Annotated in this window: 23 protein-coding genes; 11 read left to right on the forward strand and 12 right to left on the reverse strand. The window is 62.0% G+C overall.

Annotated features, from left to right (window positions below; genetic code table 11):
- Positions 1–79: 79 nt before the first annotated feature.
- Positions 80–1033, reverse strand: a complete 954-nt coding sequence (locus K1567_RS02205) for a 2-hydroxyacid dehydrogenase (protein ID WP_034098202.1) — start codon at positions 1031–1033, stop codon at positions 80–82.
- A gap of 260 nt (positions 1034–1293) precedes the next feature.
- Between K1567_RS02205 and K1567_RS02210 the strand changes: the two genes are divergently transcribed.
- A complete protein-coding gene (locus tag K1567_RS02210) occupies positions 1294–2571 on the forward strand; it encodes a serine/threonine transporter (RefSeq protein WP_034113895.1) in 1278 nt (425 codons plus the stop codon).
- Between the two features lie 123 nt (positions 2572–2694).
- On the opposite strand, the gene acnB is transcribed toward K1567_RS02210, so the two are convergent.
- Positions 2695–5304, reverse strand: coding sequence for a bifunctional aconitate hydratase 2/2-methylisocitrate dehydratase (gene acnB, locus K1567_RS02215; RefSeq protein ID WP_034098200.1), 2610 nt, complete (start codon positions 5302–5304; stop codon positions 2695–2697).
- A 398-nt stretch (positions 5305–5702) separates the two neighbouring features.
- Between acnB and K1567_RS02220 the strand changes: the two genes are divergently transcribed.
- Positions 5703–6173 carry a DUF1289 domain-containing protein gene (locus tag K1567_RS02220; protein WP_034098199.1) on the forward strand — a complete coding sequence of 157 codons (471 nt, stop codon included), beginning with the start codon at positions 5703–5705 and terminating at the stop codon, positions 6171–6173.
- Between the two features lie 73 nt (positions 6174–6246).
- Here the strand turns inward: K1567_RS02220 and K1567_RS02225 are convergent, their stop codons facing one another.
- Complete coding sequence (locus K1567_RS02225; protein WP_034098198.1) at positions 6247–7110, reverse strand: universal stress protein; 864 nt, start codon at positions 7108–7110, stop codon at positions 6247–6249.
- 150 nt (positions 7111–7260) lie between these two features.
- Between K1567_RS02225 and K1567_RS02230 the strand changes: the two genes are divergently transcribed.
- Entirely contained in the window at positions 7261–7863 is a 603-nt protein-coding gene (locus tag K1567_RS02230) for a tRNA-(ms[2]io[6]A)-hydroxylase (RefSeq protein WP_034113894.1), read from the forward strand.
- On the opposite strand, the gene K1567_RS02235 is transcribed toward K1567_RS02230, so the two are convergent.
- A complete protein-coding gene (locus K1567_RS02235) occupies positions 7819–9018 on the reverse strand; it encodes an MFS transporter (protein WP_034098196.1) in 1200 nt (399 codons plus the stop codon). The genes K1567_RS02230 and K1567_RS02235 overlap by 45 nt on opposite strands.
- Positions 9019–9178: 160 nt before the next feature.
- On the opposite strand from K1567_RS02235, the gene K1567_RS02240 reads away from it, so the two are divergent.
- Positions 9179–9886: a winged helix-turn-helix domain-containing protein gene (locus K1567_RS02240; RefSeq protein ID WP_220698064.1), complete on the forward strand. Its 708-nt coding sequence runs from the start codon at positions 9179–9181 to the stop codon at positions 9884–9886.
- The gene (locus tag K1567_RS02245; protein ID WP_220698065.1) at positions 9887–11164 is read left to right on the forward strand and encodes an ATP-binding protein; all 1278 of its coding nucleotides are present in this window, start codon (positions 9887–9889) and stop codon (positions 11162–11164) included. It abuts the gene before it with no gap.
- A 28-nt stretch (positions 11165–11192) separates the two neighbouring features.
- Here K1567_RS02245 and ampC read toward each other — a convergent pair whose 3' ends face one another.
- On the reverse strand, positions 11193–12335 hold the full coding sequence (gene ampC, locus K1567_RS02250) for a class C beta-lactamase (protein ID WP_220698066.1): 1143 nt from the start codon (positions 12333–12335) through the stop codon (positions 11193–11195).
- Positions 12336–12469: 134 nt separating this feature from the next.
- On the opposite strand from ampC, the gene K1567_RS02255 reads away from it, so the two are divergent.
- Both K1567_RS02255 and K1567_RS02260 read left to right on the forward strand, forming a co-directional pair.
- A complete protein-coding gene (locus K1567_RS02255) occupies positions 12470–13348 on the forward strand; it encodes a LysR family transcriptional regulator (protein ID WP_034098187.1) in 879 nt (292 codons plus the stop codon).
- A gap of 84 nt (positions 13349–13432) precedes the next feature.
- Positions 13433–14617, forward strand: a complete 1185-nt coding sequence (locus K1567_RS02260) for a DUF2252 family protein (protein ID WP_034098185.1) — start codon at positions 13433–13435, stop codon at positions 14615–14617.
- Between the two features lie 93 nt (positions 14618–14710).
- Here the strand turns inward: K1567_RS02260 and yghX are convergent, their stop codons facing one another.
- The 3 genes from yghX to K1567_RS02275 all read right to left on the reverse strand — a co-directional run bounded on the left by yghX (position 14711) and on the right by K1567_RS02275 (position 17121).
- Complete coding sequence (gene yghX, locus K1567_RS02265; protein WP_034098182.1) at positions 14711–15598, reverse strand: YghX family hydrolase; 888 nt, start codon at positions 15596–15598, stop codon at positions 14711–14713.
- A 44-nt stretch (positions 15599–15642) separates the two neighbouring features.
- Positions 15643–16137 (reverse strand): PaaI family thioesterase, encoded by a 495-nt coding sequence (locus K1567_RS02270; RefSeq protein ID WP_047882347.1) that lies wholly within the window; start codon positions 16135–16137, stop codon positions 15643–15645.
- A gap of 99 nt (positions 16138–16236) precedes the next feature.
- The gene (locus tag K1567_RS02275) at positions 16237–17121 is read right to left on the reverse strand and encodes a DMT family transporter (protein WP_220698067.1); all 885 of its coding nucleotides are present in this window, start codon (positions 17119–17121) and stop codon (positions 16237–16239) included.
- An 89-nt stretch (positions 17122–17210) separates the two neighbouring features.
- On the opposite strand from K1567_RS02275, the gene K1567_RS02280 reads away from it, so the two are divergent.
- Positions 17211–18536: a PLP-dependent aminotransferase family protein gene (locus tag K1567_RS02280; RefSeq protein ID WP_220698068.1), complete on the forward strand. Its 1326-nt coding sequence runs from the start codon at positions 17211–17213 to the stop codon at positions 18534–18536.
- A gap of 24 nt (positions 18537–18560) precedes the next feature.
- Here the strand turns inward: K1567_RS02280 and K1567_RS02285 are convergent, their stop codons facing one another.
- Positions 18561–18992: a nuclear transport factor 2 family protein gene (locus K1567_RS02285; RefSeq protein WP_034113885.1), complete on the reverse strand. Its 432-nt coding sequence runs from the start codon at positions 18990–18992 to the stop codon at positions 18561–18563.
- 243 nt (positions 18993–19235) lie between these two features.
- On the opposite strand from K1567_RS02285, the gene K1567_RS02290 reads away from it, so the two are divergent.
- Together K1567_RS02290 and K1567_RS02295 are read left to right on the forward strand one after the other, a co-directional pair.
- Entirely contained in the window at positions 19236–19469 is a 234-nt protein-coding gene (locus K1567_RS02290) for a DUF6434 domain-containing protein (RefSeq protein WP_034113884.1), read from the forward strand.
- On the forward strand, positions 19466–20203 hold the full coding sequence (locus tag K1567_RS02295; RefSeq protein ID WP_034113883.1) for a CPBP family intramembrane glutamic endopeptidase: 738 nt from the start codon (positions 19466–19468) through the stop codon (positions 20201–20203). The genes K1567_RS02290 and K1567_RS02295 overlap by 4 nt, the downstream gene beginning before the upstream one ends.
- A 29-nt stretch (positions 20204–20232) precedes the next feature.
- Here the strand turns inward: K1567_RS02295 and K1567_RS02300 are convergent, their stop codons facing one another.
- Together K1567_RS02300 and K1567_RS02305 are read right to left on the reverse strand one after the other, a co-directional pair.
- Complete coding sequence (locus tag K1567_RS02300; RefSeq protein ID WP_034113882.1) at positions 20233–21942, reverse strand: amidase; 1710 nt, start codon at positions 21940–21942, stop codon at positions 20233–20235.
- A 54-nt stretch (positions 21943–21996) separates the two neighbouring features.
- Positions 21997–22785: a helix-turn-helix domain-containing protein gene (locus K1567_RS02305; RefSeq protein ID WP_220698069.1), complete on the reverse strand. Its 789-nt coding sequence runs from the start codon at positions 22783–22785 to the stop codon at positions 21997–21999.
- An 83-nt stretch (positions 22786–22868) separates the two neighbouring features.
- Between K1567_RS02305 and K1567_RS02310 the strand changes: the two genes are divergently transcribed.
- Positions 22869–23183, forward strand: a complete 315-nt coding sequence (locus K1567_RS02310; protein WP_034113880.1) for a DUF2834 domain-containing protein — start codon at positions 22869–22871, stop codon at positions 23181–23183.
- A gap of 59 nt (positions 23184–23242) precedes the next feature.
- On the opposite strand, the gene K1567_RS02315 is transcribed toward K1567_RS02310, so the two are convergent.
- Positions 23243–24403: a GGDEF domain-containing protein gene (locus tag K1567_RS02315; protein WP_034098163.1), complete on the reverse strand. Its 1161-nt coding sequence runs from the start codon at positions 24401–24403 to the stop codon at positions 23243–23245.
- Position 24404 lies beyond the last annotated feature (1 nt).

Here is a 24404-nt window from a genome sequence, read left to right on the forward strand (position 1 = left end):
TGCGCGCCACCGCCCAGCCACAAGGTCGGGGCGGTTTAATAGGTTAGCGTGTTGCAGGATGATCAACGTGCCTGATCGGTCATTTTACGGGCGGGGGCAGGGCGACCGGGGTGAGCACCGGGCGCCCGGCGAAATACTCCACCAGGTTGTCGGCCACGCGCTGCACGGTGTCATGGGCGGCCTCGGGCGACAGCCCGGCGACATGGGAGGTGAGTACGGTATTGCCCAGGCGCTTGAGGGCGTCGGGCACCTTGGGTTCGTCGTCGAACACATCCAGCGCCGCACCGCCGATGCGCCGCTGTTCGAGGGCGGCAATCAGGTCGGCGGTGACCACCACGCTGCCACGCCCGATGTTCACCAAGTAGCCATGGGGACCGAGGGCGTCCAGTACGCGTCGGTCAATCAGGTGCCGGGTGCCGTCGCCGCCGGGCGTGGCCAGAATCAAGAAGTCCGCGCTGCGCGCCAGATCCAGAGCCGTGGCGCAGTAGGTGTAGTCCACGTCATCCCGTGGTTGGCGATTGTGGTAACTGATCTCCATGCCAAAACCCAGGGCCGCGCGCTTGGCGATCTCCAGGCCGACGGCGCCAAGCCCGAGAATGCCCAGGTGCTTGCCGCCCAGGGACGGGCGCATCACTTTGGGCCACTCGCCACGCCGCACTGCGGCGTCGTTCTGCGGGATGCCGCGTACCAGTGACAGCAACAGCGCCATGGCGTGGTCGGCCACCGACGGTGCATTCACGCCGGCGCCGTTTGTAACCACGATCCCGCGATTGCTGGCGGCTTGCAGGTCGACGTGTTCATAACCGGCGCCGATCACGCAGATGATCTCCAGCTGTGGCAAGGCGGCGATTTCTTCGGCGTACAGGCCCAATGGGCCACGGGTCAGCACGGCCTGGATCTGCCCGCCGTGGGCTTTGATGGCGTGGGCGCGTTCGGCGGGCGTCGGCGCCAGGATCACATGAAAGTCGTTGCTTTCGATGATGGGCAGGTAGTCGTTGATGGTTTCAACCAGGACCAGAACAGTGGTGGTCATCGCAAGGCTCTTCCTTGGAGGGTAGACAGGACCAGTATGCTGGATTTGTAAGACAGAGCGTTTTATCGGGAAGGAAAATTTACTGCTCGTGGGTCGGGCAAGTTCGTGATTGTCTGCGGCTGCACCGGTCAACCATTCCTCAGCTAAGTCTTTGCTTCTTCACGAGAATCCCGGACAATCCGGCCCCTTCTATGGTCGGGGCGCTGCCTGTCAGGTTTTTCTGACTCGTCCCGGCTGTGTAAATGCGGAGATCCGACTGGATGAATGATCAGGCCAATAGCGTCGACGAACGCTATGCAACGACACCTGCAACCCTCACGCGCTGGAGCCGCCAGGACACCACCTGGATGCTCGGCCTGTTCGGCACCGCCATTGGCGCCGGTACTTTGTTCTTGCCGATCAACGCAGGGCTGGGCGGCTTCTGGCCCCTGGTGATCCTGGCGCTGCTGGCATTCCCGATGACGTTCTTCGCCCACCGTGGCCTGACGCGGTTCGTGCTGTCCGGTCGTGAAGGCTCCGACATTACCGACGTGGTGGAAGAGCATTTCGGTATCAAGGCCGGGGCGTTGATCACGTTGCTGTACTTCTTCGCGATTTTCCCGATCCTGCTGATCTACAGCGTGGCGCTGACCAACACCGTCGGCAGCTTCATGGAACACCAGCTGCATATCCTGCCGCCGCCACGGGCGATTCTGTCGTTCGTGCTGATCCTGGGCCTGCTGGCCGTGGTGCGCTGCGGCGAGCAGGTGATCGTCAAGGCCATGAGCCTGATGGTGTATCCGTTTATCGTCGCCTTGCTGTTCCTGGCGGTGTACCTGGTGCCGCACTGGACCGGCGGCATCCTCAGCACCGCCCGCGAGCTGCCGGCGCCGTCGGCGTTGCTCAATACGCTGTGGCTGGCGATTCCGGTGATGGTGTTCTCGTTCAACCACTCGCCGATCATTTCGGCGTTCGCGGTGGATCAGAAGCGCCAATACGGCGCCAATGCCGATGAGCGCAGCTCGCAGATCCTGTCCCGCGCGCACCTATTGATGGTGGCGATGGTGTTGTTCTTTGTGTTCAGTTGCGTGCTGACCCTGTCGCCGGCCCAGTTGGCCGAAGCCAAGGCGCAGAACCTGTCGATCCTGTCGTACCTGGCCAACCACTTCAACAACCCGACCATCGCGTTCGCCGCGCCGCTGATCGCGTTCGTGGCAATCGCCAAGTCGTTCCTGGGCCACTACATCGGTGCCAGTGAAGGCCTCAAGGGCTTGGTGCTTAAAACCGGTCGCCGCCCGGCCGCCAAGACCCTGGACCGCATGACTGCCGCCTTCATGCTGGTGGTGTGCTGGATCGTCGCCACGCTCAACCCCAGCATCCTCGGTATGATCGAGACCCTCGGCGGCCCAGTGATTGCGTCAATCCTGTTCCTGATGCCGATGTACGCCATCCGCAAAGTGCCGGCCATGGCCAAATACCGTGGGCAGGCGTCCAACGTGTTTGTCACGGCGGTTGGTCTGGTGGCGATTACGGCGTTGGTGTATTCGCTGATGGCTTAAGTGGTGTGGGAGGGGGCTTGTCCTCTCCCGTCATTGTTTTGTCTTGCCACTAATGGCTTATTCCAGACACAAAAAAACGCCGCGTATCTTGCGATACGCGGCGTTTTTCACATCAACACACCGTTAAGCTTGCAGCACCGGGATGTTGGCGCTGGCCGCGATCTTGCGGAACTCGGCGATCTGGTCGAAGTTCAGGTAGCGGTAGACGTCGCTGGCCATGGTGTCCAGCTTGGCCGCGTAGCCCATGTACTCCTCGACGGTCGGCAGGCGACCCAGGGTCGAAGCGACAGCCGCCAGCTCAGCCGAAGCCAGGTAGACGTTCGCGCCGTCACCCAGACGGTTCGGGAAGTTACGGGTCGACGTCGACACCACGGTGGAGTTCGGTTCTACCCGTGCCTGGTTACCCATGCACAGCGAGCAGCCCGGCATTTCCATGCGTGCGCCAGCCTTGCCATAGATGCCGTAGTAGCCTTCTTCGGTCAGTTGGTGAGCGTCCATCTTGGTCGGCGGCGACAGCCACAGACGGGTTGGCAGCTGACCCTTGACCTGTTCCAGCAACTTACCGGCAGCGCGGAAGTGACCGATGTTGGTCATGCAAGAACCGATGAACACTTCGTCGATCTTCTCGCCGGCAACGCTGGACAGCAGACGGGCATCGTCCGGGTCGTTCGGTGCGCAGAGGATCGGCTCGTTGATCTCGGCCAGGTCGATCTCGATGATTTCGGCGTATTCGGCGTCGGCATCGGCTTCCATCAGCTCCGGGTTGGCGACCCAGGCTTCCATCGCTTGGGCGCGACGTTCCAGGGTGCGTGCATCGCCGTAGCCTTCACCGATCATCCAGCGCAGCAGGGTGATGTTGGAGTTCAGGTACTCGGTGATGGACTCTTTGGACAGCTTGATGGTGCAACCGGCAGCCGAACGTTCGGCCGAGGCGTCGGACAGCTCGAACGCTTGCTCCAGGGTCAGGTCGTTCAGACCTTCGATTTCCAGGATGCGGCCGGAGAAGGCGTTTTTCTTGCCTTTCTTCTCTACGGTCAACAGGCCAGCCTGAATCGCGTAGTAAGGAATGGCATGAACCAGGTCACGCAGGGTGATGCCAGGTTTCATTTTGCCTTTGAAGCGCACCAGGATCGATTCCGGCATGTCCAGCGGCATGACGCCGGTGGCGGCGGCGAACGCGACCAGACCGGAACCGGCTGGGAACGAAATGCCCATCGGGAAGCGGGTGTGGGAGTCGCCGCCGGTGCCGACGGTGTCCGGCAGCAGCATGCGGTTCAGCCAGCTGTGGATGATGCCGTCGCCCGGACGCAGGGATACACCGCCACGGGTCATGATGAAGTCAGGCAGGGTGTGGTGGGTGGTCACGTCGATCGGCTTTGGATAGGCCGCGGTGTGGCAGAAAGACTGCATCACCAGATCGGTGGAGAAGCCCAGGCACGCCAGGTCTTTCAGTTCGTCACGGGTCATCGGACCGGTGGTGTCCTGAGAACCTACGGTGGTCATCTTCGGTTCGCAGTAGGTGCCTGGACGCACGCCTTTGCCTTCCGGCAGGCCGCACGCCTTGCCGACCATCTTCTGTGCCAGGGTGAAGCCTTTGCCGGTGTCGACCGGGGCTTCTGGCAGCTTGAACAGATCGGTCGGGCCCAGGCCCAGCTCGGCACGGGCCTTGTCTGTCAGGCCACGGCCGATGATCAACGGGATACGGCCGCCGGCGCGGACTTCGTCCAACAGCACTGGGGTCTTCATTTCGAAGGTGGTCAGGACTTCATCGGTGCCGTGCTTGCAGACTTTGCCAGCATGCGGGTACAGGTCGATCACGTCGCCCATGTGCATGTTGGTGACGTCGAACTCGATTGGCAGTGCGCCGGCATCTTCCATGGTGTTGTAGAAGATCGGAGCGATCTTGCTGCCGAAGCAGAAACCACCGGCACGCTTGTTCGGTACATAAGGAACGTCGTCGCCGAAGAACCACAGTACGGAGTTGGTGGCGGATTTACGCGACGAACCGGTACCGACCACGTCACCGACGTAGGCGATCGGGAAGCCTTGGCCGCGCATCTCTTCGATCTGCTTCATTGGGCCGGTCTTGCCTTGCTCGTCCGGCACGATGCCTTCGCGCGCCATTTTCAGCATGGCCAGGGCGTGCAGCGGGATATCAGGGCGGGACCAGGCGTCTGGGGCAGGGGACAGGTCGTCGGTGTTGGTTTCGCCGGTGACCTTGAACACGCGCAGGCTGATCTTGTCGGCCAGGGTCGGGCGGTTCTTAAACCACTCGCCGTCGGCCCAGGACTGCAGCACCGCTTTGGCGTGTTCGTTACCGTTCTTGGCTTTTTCTGCCACGTCGTGGAACGCATCGAACATCAGCAGGGTGTGCTTGAGTTGAGCGGCGGCAACAGGTGCCAGCTCGGCATCGTCAAGCAGCTCGACCAGGGTCACGATGTTGTAGCCGCCTTGCATGGTGCCAAGCAGTTCAACGGCGCGCTTCTTGTCGATCAGGGGGGAAGTGGCTTCGCCCTTGGCCAGGGCAGACAGGAAACCGGCCTTGACGTAGGCAGCTTCGTCAACACCTGGTGGAATGCGGTTGGTGATCAGGTCAACGAGGAATTCTTCTTCGCCAGCCGGAGGATTCTTCAGCAGCTCGACCAGGCCTGCGGTTTGTTCGGCGTTAAGCGGCTGGGGAACGATACCCAGGGCTGCACGCTCTTCGATATGTTTGCGGTAGGCTTCAAGCACAGTTATTACCCTCATCAGTGGTCCCACGGGACGCTCATCCAGAAATGAACGGCACGCATGCGCTCGGGGGCTTTTTGGGCCGCAAAGCCAGCGCTGCCGGCATTCCTTACAGAAGCTGCTTTCAAAGTTTTACGCCTGCAGAACGGAGCTGATGAGGGTTGGCGCTGATGCTCGACCTACCGGGTCATTCACCATCGCCAACACCGTTCTGAAGGAACGACTGTGCTCGTGACGCTTTGAAAACAGCTTCCAGCGGATTATTGGCGCCTTACAAGGCCGGATGATTCTACGGCAAAAAAAAACTAAAGGTAAGTTGCCATGTCACGTTTGCCGGGTGATCGAGCTTAGACAAAGGGCTAACATGGCGCACTGTTTCGCTGATTTGCGTGTTGCCGCCCATGTCCAACTCAACCATCAAGACGCCCTGCGTCGGTCTGTGCTCCACGGTCTACGGCGATCTCGTGTGCCGCGGCTGCAAGCGTTTCCATCACGAAGTGATCCAGTGGAACGGCTACGACGAGGAGGCAAAGCGCGCGGTATGGCTGCGCTTGGAGCAGTTGCTGGTACAGGTGATGGCCGGCAAGCTTGAAGTATTCGACCCGCAGAAACTGCGTTGGCAACTGGAACAGCGCAAGATCCGTTTCGTGCCGCACCAGTCCGAGTACTGCTGGGCGTATCAGTTGATTGCTCGCGGAGCGCGGGTGATTTCCAATTTGGAGGCCTATGGCATGGTGCTGTTGCCGGAGTTTCGTGACTGGGCCCTGCCGGAACTGCGCGATGCTATCGACCGTGAGTTTTTTATCCTGTCCGAGGCTCACTACCAGCGCTATATCGCGCCGGCTTTCCTGAACGATGCGCTGGCTGACTGACAGCGCAATTCCAAATATGAGAGGGGGGCTTGCCCCCTCCCACTTTGGATCTCAGTTGTGTTGGAAGTTGGCGTCAGTCCTTGGCAGCCAACTCTTGCAACTGATCCATCAACGTCTCCGGTTTGAGCACCAGCACATCGCTTTCCACTTTATCCAGCACCACCTCCGCGGTGTTGCCTATCAATGCGCCGGTCAGGCCGGTGCGCGCCACGGTGCCGATAATGGTCACCGCCGCTTGCAGCTTGCTGGCCATATGAGGAATCAGCACATCCGCCGGGCCTTCTTCGATATGCAGGTGGGTATCGTCCACATCGAATTCGGCCTGGAAGGCTTGGCACTGCTCGCGATACCGTGCCTCGATGCTTTCCTTGAGCTGGAACGTGGGGTCCGCCGCCGACAGCATCGGCGAGGGATGGGCGCTGATCACATGTAACTGGGCCTTGGCCAGGTAGGCGATGTCGAAACCATGGTCGATGATCGAATGGTGCAGCGAGCGGTGCTCCACATCGCTGTTGCCCACATCGATGGCGGCCAGGATCACTTTGCCGGCCCAGGGTGTGGCGGTTTTGACCAGCAGCACCGGCGCGGGGCAGTAGCGCAGCAATTTCCAGTCTGTCGGTGTCAGCAGGGCCTTTTTCAGCGGGCTATCAGGGTAGTGCTGCTTGATCACCAAGCCACAGCCTTCAGCCTGCTGCACCGCGATGACGGTGTCATGCAGGCTATCGTTCCAGGCCTGTTCGGTGGTCACGCTGTAGCCTTCTTCGGTCAGGCTCGCTTTGAGTACGCTGAGCAGCGCGGAGTGCTCGTGTTTGCGGTCGCACACCAACAGATGCAGATGCGCCCCGGTCACCCCGGCGATCAGCTTGGCGCGCTTGAGGGCCAGGCTCTCGGAATGTTCGGTTTCAAGGACCACCAGGATGCTGCGGACGTCTTGCATGGTCGGTTACTCCGGAAACAAGGGGGGTGTCACAACTATAGTTGCTCCGCGCCGGGCGTCATGTTGATGCACATCAAGCCCGGTGGCTGGTGGTCTGCGGCACGGTCGGTATAATCGGCGCCCTTTTGTGATCCTTTGCCCGTGAGCCCGATGAACCTGCCCGAAATCCACGAATTCCTCGGTTGCCGTACCCCTGACGCCTGGGTCCAGGCCGCATTGGCCGATCAGGACACCTTGTTGATCGACCACAAGAACTGTGAATTCAAGGCCGCCAGTACGGCACTGAGCCTAATGGCCAAGTACCACGCCCATGTCGACCTGATCAATATGATGTCGCGCCTGGCCCGGGAAGAGCTGGTGCATCACGAGCAGGTCATGCGCCTGATGAAAAAGCGCAAGGTCGAACTGCGCCAGTTGCACGCCGGGCGCTATGCCTCGGGACTGCGCAAAGTGGTGCGTAGCCATGAGCCGGTCAAATTGGTGGATACCCTGGTGGTGGGCGCGTTTATCGAGGCGCGTAGTTGCGAGCGTTTCGAAGCGCTGGTGCCCCATCTGGACGACGAGCTCGGCAAGTTCTACTTCGGTCTGCTCAAAAGCGAGGCCCGGCACTTTCAGGGGTACTTGAAGCTGGCCTACCAATATGGCGACGCCAAGGACATCGCCCAAGTGATCGAGCGGGTAAGGGCGGCCGAGCAAGAGCTGATCGAGTCACCCGACGTCGAGTTCCGCTTTCACAGTGGCGTGCCAGCCTGAGGCGACCGCCAGGCCGATCAGCGCGGTGATCCCGGTTAATAACAGGATCACCGTTTGTGTGCCCAGGGGCGTGGCCAACAGCGCAATCGCCAACCCCGCCAGGGGTTGCGCCAGGTTGTTGAGCAGGGTAATCACCCCCACCGTCTTGCCGAAGTCCTGAACCGGGATGACCCGCTGGCGGGTGCTGCGCAGGTACACGTTGAACATCTTGTCGAAGCCGGTGATCAGCAGGAAACCCACGGTATAGACCCACACAGCAGGGCTGATCGCGGTGATCAGCGCACCGATTGCAATCATCGAATACCCCAGCCCACCCATAAGCTTCAAGGGTAAAGTGGCGCGGGCCAGGTAGAACAGAATCGCAATGGTGACCAACGCCCCGCCAGCCTGGAGCAGGGCGTAGGCGTCCTTGCCGGCGGCGAACTGGCCGGTGACCAACGCCGCCGAGGTCGCCAGCGTGACACCGACGATCAGGTTGACGCCGACCGCCAGAATAATGATGCGCTTCAACGCCGCCAGGCGGCCGATGTGGCCCAAGGCGATACGCAGCGGTTGCAGCCAGATGTCGGAATGCTGCGCATGACTGGGCAGGCCCATCGAGGTGTGGCGTTGCCAGATCAGCATGGCCAGATCGGCCAGCACGAACAGCCCGGCCACGCCTGCTACCACCCACGGCCAGCTCCATATTTCCAGCAGCAACGCCGCCAGCAGTGGGCCGAGCACCAGGCCGCTCTGATCGGCAATCTGTGAATAGGACAACGTCTTGGCGTAGCTGTACTGTGCGAAGCCATGGGGCATCACGACTTCCCGCGCCATAATGCCCAGGGTCGTCAGCACCCCGCACAGGGCCGACAGGATCACCAACCAATAAATCCCATCAAACAACCCATACAGCACCACCGCCACTGCACATGCCAATGCCCGATAGACCTGGCTGATATGCAACATCCGCAGCGGCGAAAACTTGTCGCACAACGCGCCGCACACCGGGAATGCCAGGTAGCGCGGCAGGGACTCGACAAAAAACGCAAGGCCCGCCCACGCCACGCTGCCGGTGGTCTGGAACACGAGCAGCGGCACGATAAATAACAGAATCTGGTCCGCCAGCCGCGACAAGAACAGCGACACGAAGAACGCCAGGTAATCCTTGCGCATACAACTCCCTGTAGATGGCGTAAAAAACTGCGGGCTATTTGTTAAAAACTCTTAAAAGCATGAAGCTTGGCCCATCGATGCCGGCCGGCCGCTCAAGTGGTGCAGCTTGCCACCTATACTGCGCGCTCTTCAATCAATCGCCGTTTGCAACTGAGAACCTATGGAAAACCTGGGGCTGGGCAAGGTCCTGCTTGTCGAGGACGACGAGCGGCTGGCAGGGCTGATCGCACATTTTTTGTCGCAGCATGGCTTTGACGTGCGCGTGGTACACCGGGGCGACGAGGCCCTGGCGGCCTTTCTAGACTTCATGCCAAAGATGGTGGTGCTCGATTTGATGCTGCCGGGCCAGAGTGGCTTGCAGGTGTGCCGCGAGATCCGCAGGGTGTCGGACACGCCCATCGTGATCCTCACCGCCAAAGAGGACGATCTGGACCATATCTTGGGCTTGGAGTCCGGTGCCGACGACTACGTGATCAAACCGATCAAACCACCGGTGCTGCTGGCGCGCCTGCGTGCATTGCAACGCCGCCAGGCGCCGGAGCCTACGGTGCGCGGAGCCCTAGCGTTCGGCCGGTTGGCCATCGACCGCAGTTGCCGGGTGGTCAGCCTAGGGGACGAGCGCATCGACCTGACCACCATGGAGTTCGAGCTGCTCTGGCTGCTGGCCAGTAACGCTGGCAGCATCCTGTCGCGCGATGACATCCTCAACCGCATGCGCGGCATCGCCTTCGATGGCCTCAACCGCAGTGTCGACGTGTACATCAGCAAGCTGCGCGCCAAGCTCAACGACAACCCCCGCGAACCGGTGTGCATCAAGACCATCTGGGGCAAGGGCTACCTGTTCAACCCATTTGCGTGGGAGGTCTAGGTGCTGCGGCTGTACCTGCGTTTATATCTGATCCTGGCGTTGGGCCTGGCAGGCGCAATCTGGCTGGTCAACTACACCTTCGACGAGCTGCTGCCCGACGCCAACGAAACCTACAACCGCGAGGCCATGCGTGGCCCGGCGTATGGCGTAGTCGAACAACTGCGGCCATTACCCAGTGCACAGCGCCAGGACCGGCTCGCCGAGCTGCAACCGCACTATGGGCTGCGTCTGCAATTGGTGCACAAAGACACCCAGGCGCTAACCTCCCGAGAGCAAGCGCTGCTGGCTCAGGGCCTGCTGGTGGTGCGTGGCGACTTCAAGGAGTTCCTCGCCGCTATCGACGCTGGCCCGCAGTTGCTGGAGATCAAACTGCCGGAAGAACCCAAATGGCTGTACCTATGGGCCTATGGCCTTCTCGGCGTGTGCCTGGCCCTTGTGCTGTATTTTTGGGTGCGCCCGCATTGGCGCGACCTGGAACACATCCGCCTGGCTGCCCAGCGTTTCGGCGATAACGACCTGGGCTCACGCATCCTGCTGCCGCGCCGCTCCACCGTGCGCGAGCTGGCCGGCCACTTCAACCAGATGGCCGAACGCATCGAAAGCCTGATCGCCAATCAGCGCGAACTCACCAACGCCGTGTCCCACGAATTGCGTACACCGATTGCACGGTTGTCGTTCGAGCTCGACCAGCTCAAGCAACAGGCCGACCCCCGCCAACGCAGCGAACTGATTGCCGACATGTACGCAGACCTCGGCGAACTGGAAGAGATGGTCTCGGAGTTGCTCACCTATGCCAGCCTGGAACGCGGCGCCACCCAGGTCACCCGCGAGCGCATCGAAGCCCACAGCTGGCTCGACAGCGTGATCGGCAGCGTGGCGCTGGAGGCCGAGGCGGCCGGTGTGCAGTTATCGTTGCGCGTGTGCGAGGTGGATTTTATCCAGATCGAACCGCGCTTTATGGCCCGCGCGGTGATCAACCTGTTGCGCAACGCCATTCGTTACGCCGAACGCCGGGTGCACGTGTCATTGCTCGCATTCGGTAACGGTTATGAAGTGCGCGTGTGTGACGACGGCCCCGGCGTGCCTGAGGGCGGCCGCGCGAAAATCTTCCAACCCTTCATGCGCCTGGACGCCAGCCGCGACCGCCGCACTGGCGGCTTCGGCCTTGGGCTGGCCTTGGTGCAGCGGGTGTCACAGTGGCACGGCGGGCAGGTCGAGGTGCGGGATTCGGAATGGGGCGGGGCGTCGTTTCGCATGACCTGGGCGTACGCCGAATAACCCGCAGAACCACGCCCGCCTGAGTGCGTTATGGGGCCAGGGCACTCAAGATGGCATGTGCCACTTTCACCCGTTCGGCGTTCGGGTAGTTCCTGTTCGCCAGGATCACCACGCCTTTGTCCTGGCTCGGTACGTACGCCACGTACGCGCCAAACCCGCTGGTGGAGCCGGTTTTGTTGTACAGCACATTGGCCGGTTGCGCCTGGGGCTGGGTGAACCAGCTGGCTGCATGGGGTTGCAGGGCCATGGGCGTGGAGTTGCCGTCGATCAACGCTTGCAGCGAAATGGGGTAGGGGTAGTACTCCCAGCCCAGGGCCTGGGTCATGCCATCCACGCGGTAGTAACCGCTATGGGTGGTGGCGATGGCCTGTTGCAGCGGCTGTTCCAGGGTTTGCGGGTGCATGTTCGCGATCACGTAGCGTGCCAGGTCGTGGGCGCTGGTCTTGATGCCATAGGCTTCGCTGTCCAGCGCGCCGGGGCTGACGCGCACGGGTTTGTCCTGTTTGTCATAGCCTTGGGCGTAAAGGGCCATTTGCGCCTTTGGCACGTTCACATAGGTGTGTTTCAGGCCCAGTTTGGGCAGCAGTGTTTGCTCCATGGCGACGTTGTACGGTTGTTGTAGGCTTTGCGCCGCCAGATAACCGAACAGACCGATGCTGGGGTTGGAATACAGCCGCTGTGCGCCGGGCGCATAGGTGGCTTTCCAGTGCTGGAAGTAGTTGAGCATGCCGCCTGCATTGTCAGCGGCTTGGGGGAACTGCAACGGCAAACCGCCGGCGGTGTAGGTGGCCAGTTGCAACAGGCTGATCTGCTCGAAGGCGCTACCCTTGAGGGCCGGCAGGTGCTGGCTGGCCTTGTCCGACAGCGTGAGTTTGCCGGTGGCTTGGGCGTAGCCGCCGAGGGTGGCGGCGAAGGTTTTACTGACCGAACCCACTTCAAATAGCGTGTTTTCGCTGACCGGTTGTTGGGTTTCTCGGGAGGCAAGGCCGTAATTAAAGTATTGCACCTGGCCTTGGTGAATCACCGCGACCGACAGGCCGGTAATGCCTTGCTGGCGCATCAGCGGCTCGATACTGGCGTTGACCACGGGGCGCAGGTCGGTACTGGCGATGCAGTTGCCCGCGCCGAGCAGCAGCGCAGAAAGAACGAGGGTGTGTGCGTAGTGACGCATGGTGGTTGGCTTCCCTATAAGTGTCGCGATAGCGATAAAGGCCTGCGCAGGCGCCGCAAATCTAGGTGGATTTCATTCGGTCGACAAACGATCATATCTCGCACCTGCCATTAGAAAAATTGGGGCTCAAACCCATGTTGCGTTCCCATATGCCCCTCAATGCCTTGCGTGCCTTCGAAGCCTCGGCCCGGCACTTGAGCTTCACCCGCGCCGCTATTGAACTGTGCGTGACCCAGGCGGCGGTCAGCCATCAGGTAAAAAGCCTGGAGGCGCAACTCAATGTGACTTTGTTCAAACGCTTGCCGCGCGGGCTGATGCTCACCCGCGAAGGCGAAACCCTGCTGCCGGTGCTGCGTGAATCCTTCGATCGCGTTGCCCAGACTTTGGGCCAGTTCGAAGGCGGGCATTACCGCGAAGTGCTGACCGTGGGGGCGGTGGGCACCTTCGCAGTAGGCTGGCTGTTGCCGCGCCTGGCCGACTTCCAGGCCCGCTACCCGCTTATCGACCTGCGCTTGTCCACCCATAACAACCGTGTCGACGTGGCCGCCGAAGGCTTGGACTACGCAGTACGTTTCGGTGCCGGCGCCTGGCATGGCACCGATGCCTGCCATCTGCTGGAAGCGCCGCTGACGGTGCTGTGCATCCCCGCGATCGCCGAGCAACTGCATACGCCACACGACCTGTTGAAACACACGCTGCTGCGCTCCTATCGCGCCGATGAGTGGAGCCTGTGGTTTCACGCTGCGGGTTTGCCCGTCGACACCCTGGTGCCGCGCAGCATCGTGTTCGACTCCTCACTGGCGATGATGGATGCGGCGCTGCAAGGCATCGGCGTTGCGTTGGCACCGGCGCTGATGTTCACGCGGCAACTGGAGAACGATCTGATCCGCCAGCCTTTCGATGTCGGCATCAACACCGGCAGTTACTGGCTGACGCGCCTGCAATCGCGGGCCGAAACCTCGGCAATGTTGGCGTTCAAGGAGTGGTTGCAAGTGCAATCCGGCGACGTCTGAGCTGTCCTAGTGCCATTATCTTGAAACAAAATGAAACATTCTCCCGGGCGCTGCGATCTACTGTGGCCCCACCTGAGGCTGTTCATGAAAATTCCACGCCCCTCCGCTCGCATGCCGCACCTGACTCAACTGCGCAATCTGAAGATGGCGCGCTCGGCTCACGCCTATGTGCGCGGCAGCACCGTACAGTTTTACGAGTGGCTGCACAGCCTGCCGGGGCGCCGCTTGCCCCATGGACCGGCGATCTGGATCTGCGGCGACTGCCACGCCGGCAACCTGGGCCCGACCGGCGACAACAACGGCCGTATCGACATGCATATCCGCGACCTCGACCAAACGGTGATCGGCAACCCGGCCCATGATCTGGTGCGCCTGGCCCTGTCCCTGGCCACCGCCGCGCGGGGTTCGGACCTGCCAGGTGTGACCACTGCGCGCATGCTCGAAGAAATGATGCTGGGTTACGAGCAAGCCTTCAAAGACAAGCCGGATGAAGCCCCGCCGCGCCCCTCCCAGGTCAAGGCCGGCATGCGCAGCGCAGTGGCACGCACCTGGAAGAATCTGGCGCGGGAACGGATCGAAAGCGTGCGGCCGACGATCCCCTTGGGCAAACACTTCTGGTCGCTGTCGCGCGCGGAAAAAAGCGCGTTGGAGCACGTCTGCGCCTCGGATGACATTCAACAGTTGGTCACCTCGCTTAAAGGTCGGCCAAAGGATGCCAAGGTTGAACTGCTGGACTCTGCATATTGGGTAAAAGGCTGCAGTTCCCTTGGCCTGATGCGCTATGCGGTATTGCTCGGCGTGGGTGACAAAGATGATCAGGAATACTGCCTGATCGATATCAAGGAAGCCGTGGGCGCAGCCGCACCTCGAGCGCCGCGGGCGAAGATGCCTCGGGACAATGGTCGTCGCGTGGTCGAAGGCGCACGCCATCTATCGCCAGGATTGGGCGAGCGCATGGTGGCGACGCGTTTTCTGGATCACGGCTTTTTTATCCGCGAACTGCTGCCCCAGGACATGAAGTTGGAGCTGGATGAACTGAGCGAAACCGATGCCATGCACGCTGCCGGTTATCTGGCCCGCGTAGTCGGCATCGCCCACGCCCGCCAGATGGATCGCGCCACCCGCAAAGCATGGATGGCAGTGCTCCAGGAAAACCGCACCCGACAACTGGATGCGCCGTCATGGCTATGGACGAGCGTGGTGCAACTGGTGGGCAGCCATGAACAAGGCTACCTCAACCATTGCCGGCGATATGCTCTGGAACACTGATCCTCAGCGTGCCGTGATGAGCAGGGCAAGCCTGCTCATCACAAGCGTTGCATGTGCTAGCTTTCGGCAGGCAGCCCCCGCTGACAGTCGATCTCACGCCAGGTATTTGCGAAACCACCCCAAGGTGCGCTCCCACGCCAGGTTCGCCGCCGCTTCGTCATAGCGCGGTGTCGAATCGTTGTGAAACCCATGGTTGGCGCCCTGGTAGATATACGCCTCATAGGTCGTCCCGGCCGCTTTCAACGCTTGCTCATAGGCCGGCCAGCCTTCGTTGATTCGCGTGTCCAGCTCGCCGAAGTGCAGCATGATCGGCGCCTTGATACGCGCGACGTCCTTGGCGTCCGGTTGGCGCCCGTAGAACGACACCGCCGCGCCCAGGTCGGGGTAGGCCACCGCCGCCGCATTGGTCACGCCGCCGCCGTAGCAGAAACCGGTGATGCCGACTTTGCCGGTGCTGCTGTCGTGTTTCATCAGCCAGTCGATGGCGGCGAAGAAGTCGTTCATCAGTCGGGTCGGGTCGATTTTCTCTTGCAGCGCTTTGCCTTTTTCGTCATTGCCGGGGTAGCCGCCGACCGATGTGAGACCGTCCGGCGCCAGGGCGATGAAACCGGCCTTGGCCAGGCGTCGCGCGACGTCTTCGATATAAGGGTTCAAGCCGCGGTTTTCATGCACCACCACCACCGCCGGCAGTTTGCCGCTGGCATTGGCCGGGCGCACCAGATAGCCGCGTACCGTGCCGTGGCCTTGGGGCGAGGGGTAGGTGATGTAGTCGGCGACGATGGCCGGGTCAGTGAATTTCACCTGTTCGGCCAGGGCATAGTTGGGGCTAAGCGCCGCCAGCAGCGCCGATGCGGTCAGCCCGCCCAAGGTGAACAGCGCGGCGCGGTCGAGAAACTCGCGGCGGTTGATCGTGCCGTGGGCATAGCCGTCATAGAGTTCCAGCAGTTCGGGAGCGAAGTCTTTGGCGGTCAGACGTTCCATTAGTGCAGTCCTCAATAAGCGATGGCAGTGAGGGTAGCCCAGGTTCAGTCGTTGCGACCGTGGGCAGCGGCAGCCAATTGGCCGGTATCGACGCGCACGAACACCGAATCACCGATGGCCGTGAGCACATCGCCGGCGTACACCTCGCAGATTACCTGGGTTTTGCGCCCGACTTCGCCCTCGACCCGCGCACGCAACGTCAGCGGCACGCCCATGGGGGTGGGCTTGATGAATTTGATACCCAGGTTGCCGGTGACGCAGTCGATACGCGGCAGGCTGCCGGGTTCGCGCTGTTCGGCCTGATAGTGATAGGCCATGGCGGTCCAGTTGGAGTGGCAGTCCACCAGCATGGCGATCAGGCCGCCATAGACCAGGTCCGGCCAGCCGCAATAGCGAGCGTCGGGCTGATGCTCGGCGATCACATGGATGCGGTCTTCGTCCCAGCGACTCTTGATATGCAAACCATGGGGGTTGCTGCTGCCGCAGCCGTAGCAGACGCCTTCCGGCGCAGTAGTGTCCTGCAGTGAAGGGGCGTGCATGTCGCATCCTTTTATTCTGTGGCGATAGCTCTGTTTAGCAGGACAAACGACGAATGGGAACAGAACGCTGAGCTAATGGTGCTGCTGCGCGACGACGGATCACCGCGCAAAGCGCCTGGCGCCCGCCACACATGCGATCACCATGAGCGTCACCAGCAGCATGCCCAGGCTGACCTGTTCATGCAGCAACCCAGCCGCCAGCGCCAGGCCGAAGAACGGTTGCAGCAACTGCAACTGGCCGACAGCCGCAATACCGCCCTGGGCGAGGCCGCGATACCAGAATACGAAGCCGATCAGCATGCTGAACAACGCCACGTAGCCCAGGCTCAGCCACGCCGACAGGCTGATCCCGGAGACGCTCGACGGCGCCAGTAAAAGGCTCAGCGGCGCCACCACTGGCAGTGCCACCACCAGTGCCCAACAGATCACCTGCCAACCGCCGAGGCTGCGCGACAGCGTGGCGCCCTCGGCATACCCCAGGCCGCACACCAGCACCGCCAGCAGCATCAGCAAATCGCCAGCCGGAGCGGCGGTCAGGCCCTGCGACAAGGCGTAACCCACCACCAATGCGCTGCCCAGCAGCGAAAACAACCAGAACACCGGGCGCGGCCGCTCCCCACCGCGCCACACCGCAAACACCGCAGTGGCCAGCGGCAACAGGCCGATAAACACGATGGAATGGGCGGAGGTCACGTATTGCAACGCCATGGCGGTGAGCAGGGGAAAACCGATCACCACGCCCAGCGAGACGATCGCCAGAGGCAGCCACTGCTGGCGTGTGGGGCGTTTCTCCTTGAATACCCATAGCAGCAATACCGCCAGCAGCGCGGCGAGGGTGGCGCGGATCACGGTCAGGAACACTGGATCGAATTCCATCACCGCCAGGCGCGTGGCCGGCAGTGAGCCACTGAAGATCACCACGCCGATAAAACCGTTGATCCAGCCCTGGGTGCGGGTGTCCGGGGTGTCGAGGGAACGTTCCATGAGGTCTGCCTGAAAAAGAGAAGTTGCGTGGGCGTCATCCTAGGAGCGAGGATTGGGACAATCAAAAAATTGTCATGGATACAGCCGCCATGCCGCGAGCCCGTTACAAACTGCTGGTCGACCGCTTCGCCCACGCCATCCGCTCAGGTGCGTTGGCGCCCGGAACCCGGCTGCCTACGCACCGTCAGTTGGCCGCCGAACATGGCTTGGCGCTGGCAACGGCGAGCCGCGTGTACACTGAGTTGGAGGCCATGGGCCTGGTCAGTGGCGAAACGGGACGGGGCACTTTTGTCCGTGAAATCGCCTTGCCGCCGGGGCAGGGCAGTGGGCAGATGAACGTGGCGGCGGGCCTGCTCGATCTGAATTTCAACTATCCGTCCTTGCCCGGCCAGGCCGACCTGCTGCGCACGGCTCTGCGCCAGTTGGCGCTGTCCGGCGACCTGGAAGCATTACTGCGTTACCAGCCCCATGCCGGCCGTATACACGAGCGCGCCGCCGTCGCTCGGCACTTGCTTAGTCGCGGTTTAACGGTGGCGGCCGAACAGGTGCTGGTGGTCAGCGGTGCGCAACATGGCCTGGCGGTGACCATGATGGCGCTGCTCAAACCGGGCGATGTGATTGCCGTCGATGCGTTGACTTACTCGGGGTTCAAGGTGCTGGCCGAAACCCTGCATCTGGAAATCCTTGCCCTGCCGGTCACTGCCTACGGTCCGGACCTGGACGCTCTGCAACAGTTGTGTCGCCGCCGCCCGGTGCGCGCGGTGTACAGCATGCCGACCCTGCATAACCCACTCGGTTGGGTGATGGACCTGGCGCAGCGCGAGCGGTTGGTGGACATCGCCCGCCAGCACAATCTGATGATCATCGAGGATGCGGCTTACGCGTTTCTCGCCGAAGACGCACCGCCGCCGGTTGCCAGCCTGGCGCCGGAGCGCACGGTATATGTCGGCGGGTTATCCAAGAGTGTCGCTACCGGTTTGCGCGTTGGATTTGTCGCGGCACCGCCGGCGTGGGTCGGCGCGCTGGAGCGCAGGGTGATGGCCACGACCTGGAATGTGCCCGGCATCATGAGCGCCATCGCCGTGGGCTGGCTGGAAGACGGCACTGTGGCGCAGTTGGAAGCAAAAAAACGCGAGGACGCCAAGGCGCGGCAGGCGTTGGCGGCACAGGTGCTCAAGGGGTTGGATTACACCTGTCATCCGTCTTCGTATTTTTTGTGGTTACCGCTGGCCGAAGACGCTCGCGCCGATCAAGTGGCAATGGCCTTGCAGCGCCAGGGCGTGTCGGTGTCCACCGCCGAGCCGTTCGCGGTCTCGACCCATGTGCCCCATGCGCTGCGCCTGGCCCTGGGGTCGGTGGACATGCCGGCGCTGCGCGAGGCGTTGCTCAAGGTGCGCAACATCGTGGCGTGGTGAGCCGCGCTGGGCTCACCGGGTGTGTCAGAACTTGAACGCTTGGCGACCGATCAGCAGCCAGTGGCCTTTTTGCTTCTGCCAAACCTGGAAGTTTTCGATATCGGTCGGCACCTCGACGCCACTGTTCACCGCTTGGGCGTGAAAGTGGTTGCGTACCAATGCCGTATCGCCGTTCAAGGTGATGGTCTGCTTCTGCATTTCCAGGGTCTTGAAGCCGCTGCGGCCGGTTTCGATGTCGGCGATAAATTCCTGTTTGTTCTGGATCTTGCCGCTGGAGTGGCCGTAGGTCAGCTTCTCGGCGGTGAGGGCCTGCAATTGCTTGATGTCTTTATGCAGCATGGCTTGGGTCAGGTGGTCGACGGCTTGGGCTACATCCTGGTCGTCGGCGGCAGGGCCGGCGGCGACGTAGCCGCTGAACAGACATAGAAAGCCGATCAGCACTTTGATGTTTTGCATGGAGAGGTCCTTATTGTTATGGAGGCGAGACGACGATTAAGTCGTCGTACAACCATGCAATAAATCAGCTTGGGATGGAAAGTAAAATTTGGATTATCTAGAAAAATAGAGAGATTTATGAGGGGATTTATTTATGTGACGTCCTAACAGTGGGTGTCGAAAGGTTTTCAGGGCTTGGTGCTTTCCTGTGCGGACCGCGCACCGTTATGCTAGCGCCTTAATATCACTCAGCCGAGATTCAAAATGGACATTGACTGGCATCGTGACGTTCTCACCCGCGCCACCCCCATCACCGCGCAATACAAAAGCACCCAGAACGTTCGGCGTTTTATGCGTGATCAGTGTGGGGCGACGTTTAAGTTCGACCGGGCCTTTATGGCGTGGCTTCGTAGCGGCGAACCCAGCACTTTGGGCGACGTAGCCGATCAGTGGTGTCGTTTGCACGGTGTGAACAGGTCGGCGCTTGAGAACCGATGATCGCCCAGGCAATCGTGGTTCTGCTGGACTTTGGAGCGTACCTGGCGCCAGGCCTTTTGTTATTCGGCTTGTGGTTCGCGCTCACCCCCAGAACGCTGGTGGCTATGCGCATTCTGATTCTGCTGGCGGCATTTGTGCTGATGCGCGATGCAATGACGCCGCTGCGCATGTGGGCCCTTGGCAGCGAGATGCAGATCGCGTTCAGCGCGAACCCGGTCGTGCTCGCGACGTTAGGCGGGCTGTCGTTGCTGCTGATCGCAGGCCTTGCGCGCGTGGCCCCGCAGTTGTGGGCACTGGTGGTGTGGTACCGAGGAACCCGCTTAACGGGGTTGTTGATGGGGTTGGCGGTGGGATGTCTGATCGGCGTGCCATTGCGTGCCTACCAAGGGATCGACGCCCAACAGATCCCAGGCTATTGGCTGTGGTTGCCGGGCATGATCGTGTTGGCTTACGGCGCCAACGCGTTGGAGGAAGTGCTGTTTCGCGGTTTTTTACAGGGCCACCTGGAGCAGCAGGTCGCGCCGATTCGTGCGGCCTTGATCAGCGGCGTGGCCTTCGCCGCGTGCCATAGTTTCCTGGCCCTTAGCGTGACCCAACTGGGATGGCCTGTGCTGCTGTTTACCCTTGTGGAAGGGTTGGCCTGTGCCCTGGTGCGCATGCGTTATGGGGTAGTGCCTGCAACCGCCTGCCATGGCACGGCAATCCTGCTGATTGCCGTGCCCTACGTGGCCTGACGTGAAATGCGTTCGAGGCATCGAACCCGTTAGTGTGTGTTCAGTGGTGGGGTGCGCGGCGGGATCAGGCGTTTGCTGCCGGTTGCTTCATAGGCCGAGGCGAGGCGCAGTAACGCCGAGTCATCGTACGCCCGCCCGGCAAATGTCAGCCCCACCGGCATGCCGATATCCGCCATCACGCCCATCGGCACGGTGACGGTGGGCACGCCCAGGTGGCGGATGGCGAGGTTGCCGTTGGCCACCCAGATGCCGTTGCTCCAGGCGATGTCGGCGCTGGTTTCGTTGACATCCGCGTCCGCCGGGCCAACGTCGGCCACGGTGGGGAACAGCACCGCGTCGAGGCCGAGGTTGTCCATCCAGTCTTCCAAGTCGATGCGCCGGGTTTGTTCCAGGCCGCGCAGGCCGTCGGGCACGCTGGCGATTTCATTCCATGGCGTGATGCCGCGCTGGGCCATGCGTACGTACTCGTCCATGCCGGCGGCGAGGTCGTCTTCGCGGTTGGGCAAGGTGCCGGGGTCATGGGGGAAGATCTGCGGGCCATCAACGTCCGCCAGGCGGTTGAGTGCCGGGTCGTTATTGGCCCGCAGGAAATCGTCAAAGGCCCAGGCGGAAAGCTCCCACAGTTCATCGTGCAGGAACTGCTTGGACACCAGGCCACGGGTAAACACTGTGGGTGCGCCCGGGCGGTCGCCTTCGCAGTTGGAGACCAGCGGGAAATCCACCTCGATCACTTCCGCGCCGGCTGCTTCCAAGGCTTGGCGCGCGGCCTGCCATAGATCGATCACGCTGGCACGGGTGTGGATCTTCTGCCCGGTCGGGCCACCGATGCCGGGTTTTTCGCTGGTGCCGGCGTCCGGGTCGGCATTGATGTACATGCGCGGCACGCCAAAGCGCTTGCCGGCCAGGTCCGACGGGCTGGCGGCCAATTGTGCGTAGGACGCTGGGCGCACCGAGGCGACGCTGGGGATCGGCACCCAGGGTTGCAGGCGCCACAGGTCGCCACGGGTATCGGGGTCTTCGGCGACCACCACATCAAGCACTTCCAGGAGGTCAGCCATGGTGCGCGCAAACGGCACCACCACGTCCATGGTTGGGGTCAACGGCCAGTTGCCGCGCACCGAAATCACTCCACGGGAAGGCGTGTATGCGCACAGGCCATTGTTGGAGGCCGGGCCGCGGCCGCTCGACCAGGTTTCTTCAGCCAGGCCGAACGCGGCGAAACTGGCTGCTGTCGCGGTGCCGGCGCCATTGGACGAACCGGAGGCGAACGGCGCGGTGAGGTAGTCAGCGTTGTAGGGGCTTTCAGCGCGGCCGTACACACCGCGCTGCATGCCGCCATTGGCCATCGGCGGCATATTGGTCTTGCCCAGGCAGATCGCCCCCCCGGCGCGCAGGCGTTCGATGGTGAACGCGTCGCGATAGGCCACTAACTTGGCGAACGCCGGGCTACCGGAGGCCGCTGTCAGGCCTTTGACCAGGTAACTGTCCTTGGCCGTGTAAGGAATGCCATCCAGCGGTCCGAGTGTTTCGCCCTTGGCCCGGCGCGCATCGGACGCCTGGGCCTCTTCCAGAGCCTGGGGATTGCGTACCACCACAGCGTTAAGTGCGGTAGCCGTTTGCGGGCCGTCATAGGCATCGATCCGCGCCAGGTAAGCCTTGACCAGTTCAACGGCAGTGGTCTGGCCGGATTCAAGCGCCGCGCGCAGTTGGGCAATGGAAACTTCGGTAACTTGCATCACGTTTTTTCGCCGCCTTCAGATGGGAGGTATGGCGGCAGTCTACGGACAGATATTTCACAAAACCAGCGCGGAATAGTGCGCATAGGCGCCGCGCATTACTTCCCAAGTGTGCGCATCGGCGGGGATCAGGTGTTCGATGCGTAAGGAGGTGAGGGTAATGTCCTGGGGCATGCCGAAGGTGGTGAAGGTCGATAGAAAGTTCAACCCGCCCCGACGCGAACGGATGCGCGTCAACACCAGCGGCGGCATAGACGCTGGCAATTCGGTGACGTCCGGCGCCGGCAAACCGTCCAGCAGCGCGGCCAACCCCGGGTTACCCATTGCTTCACGACTGGCGCGTTGCCAAGCCACGTTGCGGATCTCTTCGGCATTAATCAAGTGGTCGCCCAGGCCGCCCGGTTGTAGCAGGGTGGCCAGCAGGTTCAGGCCGTCAGTGGCTGGGGGCGCGATCCCGACCAGTTCAAACAACACCCCGGTGCTTGCATTGGCGGCCAGTACCTCCCAATGACTGCCTAACAGGATCGCCGGCGCGGGGTTGTTGGCGTGCAGCACATGGCTGACGGCTTCGCGAATCGCCGCCATGCCGGGCGCGGCAAGCGGGGTGGCGTGGTAGCGAGGTGCGTAGCCGGCGGCCAGGAACACGCGGTTGCACTGCTCCAGCGGTACGTCCAGCGCGGTCAGCAGGTTATGCAAAGTGCCGGGGCTGGCTTTGGCGCGACCGGTTTCGACGCAACTGAGATGGCGCTGGGACACTCCGGTGATCAGCGCCAGTTCCAACTGGCTTAGCTTGGCGCGGCGGCGTAATTGGCGCAGCTGTGCGCCGGCAGTCAACGGGGTGTCCATGGACAATTCATGACCTCCTTGGTCATTGCGAGGAGCGTCACCTTATCACTAGGGTAATGCTCGATCACATCAAGGAGCAGACCATGCACAAACCTTTCACTGCCCTCGCCGCGTTGCTGGGGTTTTCCCTGTATACCCTTGTGATTCTGCTCACTGCCGAGCAATCGCTATGGGCTTTTGGCCGGGAACTGCTGTCGCGCCCGGACACGGCGCAGGTGGTTATTGACCTGTACTTGATGGCGGTGCTGGCGTGCGTGTGGATGTATCGCGATACGCGTCGGCGTGGGCGGCCGATGATGTCGGTGCTGCCGTACTGGCTGCTGACGGCGGTATTCGTATCGGTGGGGCCGTTGTTGTATCTCGTGGTGAAGGGTTTTACTCCGCCGGCGCGCAGATAGCTCCGGTCTGGCAGATGCTGCTTGCGGTAGCGAACAGGCTCAGCACAACAGTCGGCGCTTCAAGCGCCAGCCCCCGTCCCACTCACCAACTGAATCCGGTCACGCCCACCTCGCTTGGATTCATACAGCGTGGCATCCCCCTGTTCGATCAACGCCGCCAGGCTGGCCGGTGGTTGCTCGAAGAGCAGGGCACCGATGCTCAGCGTGACCGGTTGCGGCGTGGCGAAGTGTTGGCCGGCCAGTTGCTGGAATTGCCCGCGCAGGCGGTTGCCCAGGTCGACGACCCGCTCGGCGCTGGTGGCGTTGAGCAGGATGACGAATTCATCGCCGCCCAGGCGCGCGGCGAGGGCGCCGTCGGGGGTGACGCTGCGGATCATTTCGCTCAATGCTATCAACAGCCGGTCACCGGCGGTGTGGCCGTGCAAGTCGTTGACGCCTTTGAAATGATCGATGTCGATCAGCAGCAACGCCCCCGGTTGCGCCGCCGAGGCCTGGGCCAGCAGGCGTGGTGCGCGCAGGTCGAGGGCGCGGCGGTTGTAGAGGGCGGTGAGTGGGTCGCGGGCGGCGAGGCGGGCGATGTGCTGTTCGCGGCGGTAGCGTTCCGAGCCGGTCATGGACAACGCGATCAGCATGATCGCCATGGCGCCTTCCACCAGCGACACCTGGATGATTTCGCCCTTGAACGCCGCCAGGTCGATCAACGTGCCGGGGATCACCACCGACACGGCCTTGGCCACGTAGAAGGCGCCATGAATCAGCAGCACATAGCGCAGTTGCACCGCACCGACACTCAGGGATTTGCCATGGGGACGCAGCAGGAAACTGGCGCGCAAGGTCGGCAAGGCCACCAACAGCGACTGCACCGCCAACATGGCTTTGGACCACGGCAGGTCGGCCGGGAGCATCAGCATGCCAAGCCACACCACCAGCATCAGTGCCCAAAGCGGTGAAAGGCGCACCTGGGTGAACCGCGCCACCCCGAGCAAAAACAGAAAATGTGCGCTCACCAGCAAACCGTTGGCGAACCAGATGCCGATCACCAGGTAGCCGTTTATGCGCAGCAGCGCCAGGGTTGAGCCGACGGTGATGGTGGCGAAACCGGCGCTCCAATACAGCAAGGACGGTTCGCGCACACTGCGCCATTCAATCAACAGGTAAAGCGCAGCCGCGGCCGCCAGGGCGACGGTCAGGGCCAGAATCGTGGGAGGGTCGAGCGTCATA

Origin of the sequence: Pseudomonas sp. S5F11 (genome assembly GCF_019641515.1) — a bacterium.
GTDB classification, from domain to species: Bacteria; Pseudomonadota; Gammaproteobacteria; order Pseudomonadales; family Pseudomonadaceae; genus Aquipseudomonas; species Aquipseudomonas rhodesiae.

What these genes read in the sequence shown, in the direction of transcription:
- K1567_RS02205 (WP_034098202.1), bottom strand. Translation starts at nt 1,033, where the DNA reads ATGACCACCACTGTTCTGGTCCTGGTTGAAACCATCAACGACTACCTG.
- K1567_RS02210 (WP_034113895.1), top strand. Translation starts at nt 1,294, where the DNA reads ATGAATGATCAGGCCAATAGCGTCGACGAACGCTATGCAACGACACCT.
- K1567_RS02220 (WP_034098199.1), top strand. Translation starts at nt 5,703, where the DNA reads ATGTCCAACTCAACCATCAAGACGCCCTGCGTCGGTCTGTGCTCCACG.
- K1567_RS02225 (WP_034098198.1), bottom strand. Translation starts at nt 7,110, where the DNA reads ATGCAAGACGTCCGCAGCATCCTGGTGGTCCTTGAAACCGAACATTCC.
- K1567_RS02230 (WP_034113894.1), top strand. Translation starts at nt 7,261, where the DNA reads ATGAACCTGCCCGAAATCCACGAATTCCTCGGTTGCCGTACCCCTGAC.
- K1567_RS02235 (WP_034098196.1), bottom strand. Translation starts at nt 9,018, where the DNA reads ATGCGCAAGGATTACCTGGCGTTCTTCGTGTCGCTGTTCTTGTCGCGG.
- K1567_RS02240 (WP_220698064.1), top strand. Translation starts at nt 9,179, where the DNA reads ATGGAAAACCTGGGGCTGGGCAAGGTCCTGCTTGTCGAGGACGACGAG.
- ampC (WP_220698066.1), bottom strand. Translation starts at nt 12,335, where the DNA reads ATGCGTCACTACGCACACACCCTCGTTCTTTCTGCGCTGCTGCTCGGC.
- K1567_RS02255 (WP_034098187.1), top strand. Translation starts at nt 12,470, where the DNA reads ATGTTGCGTTCCCATATGCCCCTCAATGCCTTGCGTGCCTTCGAAGCC.
- K1567_RS02260 (WP_034098185.1), top strand. Translation starts at nt 13,433, where the DNA reads ATGAAAATTCCACGCCCCTCCGCTCGCATGCCGCACCTGACTCAACTG.
- yghX (WP_034098182.1), bottom strand. Translation starts at nt 15,598, where the DNA reads ATGGAACGTCTGACCGCCAAAGACTTCGCTCCCGAACTGCTGGAACTC.
- K1567_RS02270 (WP_047882347.1), bottom strand. Translation starts at nt 16,137, where the DNA reads ATGCACGCCCCTTCACTGCAGGACACTACTGCGCCGGAAGGCGTCTGC.
- K1567_RS02275 (WP_220698067.1), bottom strand. Translation starts at nt 17,121, where the DNA reads ATGGAACGTTCCCTCGACACCCCGGACACCCGCACCCAGGGCTGGATC.
- K1567_RS02280 (WP_220698068.1), top strand. Translation starts at nt 17,211, where the DNA reads ATGCCGCGAGCCCGTTACAAACTGCTGGTCGACCGCTTCGCCCACGCC.
- K1567_RS02285 (WP_034113885.1), bottom strand. Translation starts at nt 18,992, where the DNA reads ATGCAAAACATCAAAGTGCTGATCGGCTTTCTATGTCTGTTCAGCGGC.
- K1567_RS02290 (WP_034113884.1), top strand. Translation starts at nt 19,236, where the DNA reads ATGGACATTGACTGGCATCGTGACGTTCTCACCCGCGCCACCCCCATC.
- K1567_RS02295 (WP_034113883.1), top strand. Translation starts at nt 19,466, where the DNA reads ATGATCGCCCAGGCAATCGTGGTTCTGCTGGACTTTGGAGCGTACCTG.
- K1567_RS02305 (WP_220698069.1), bottom strand. Translation starts at nt 22,785, where the DNA reads ATGGACACCCCGTTGACTGCCGGCGCACAGCTGCGCCAATTACGCCGC.
- K1567_RS02310 (WP_034113880.1), top strand. Translation starts at nt 22,869, where the DNA reads ATGCACAAACCTTTCACTGCCCTCGCCGCGTTGCTGGGGTTTTCCCTG.
- K1567_RS02315 (WP_034098163.1), bottom strand. Translation starts at nt 24,403, where the DNA reads ATGACGCTCGACCCTCCCACGATTCTGGCCCTGACCGTCGCCCTGGCG.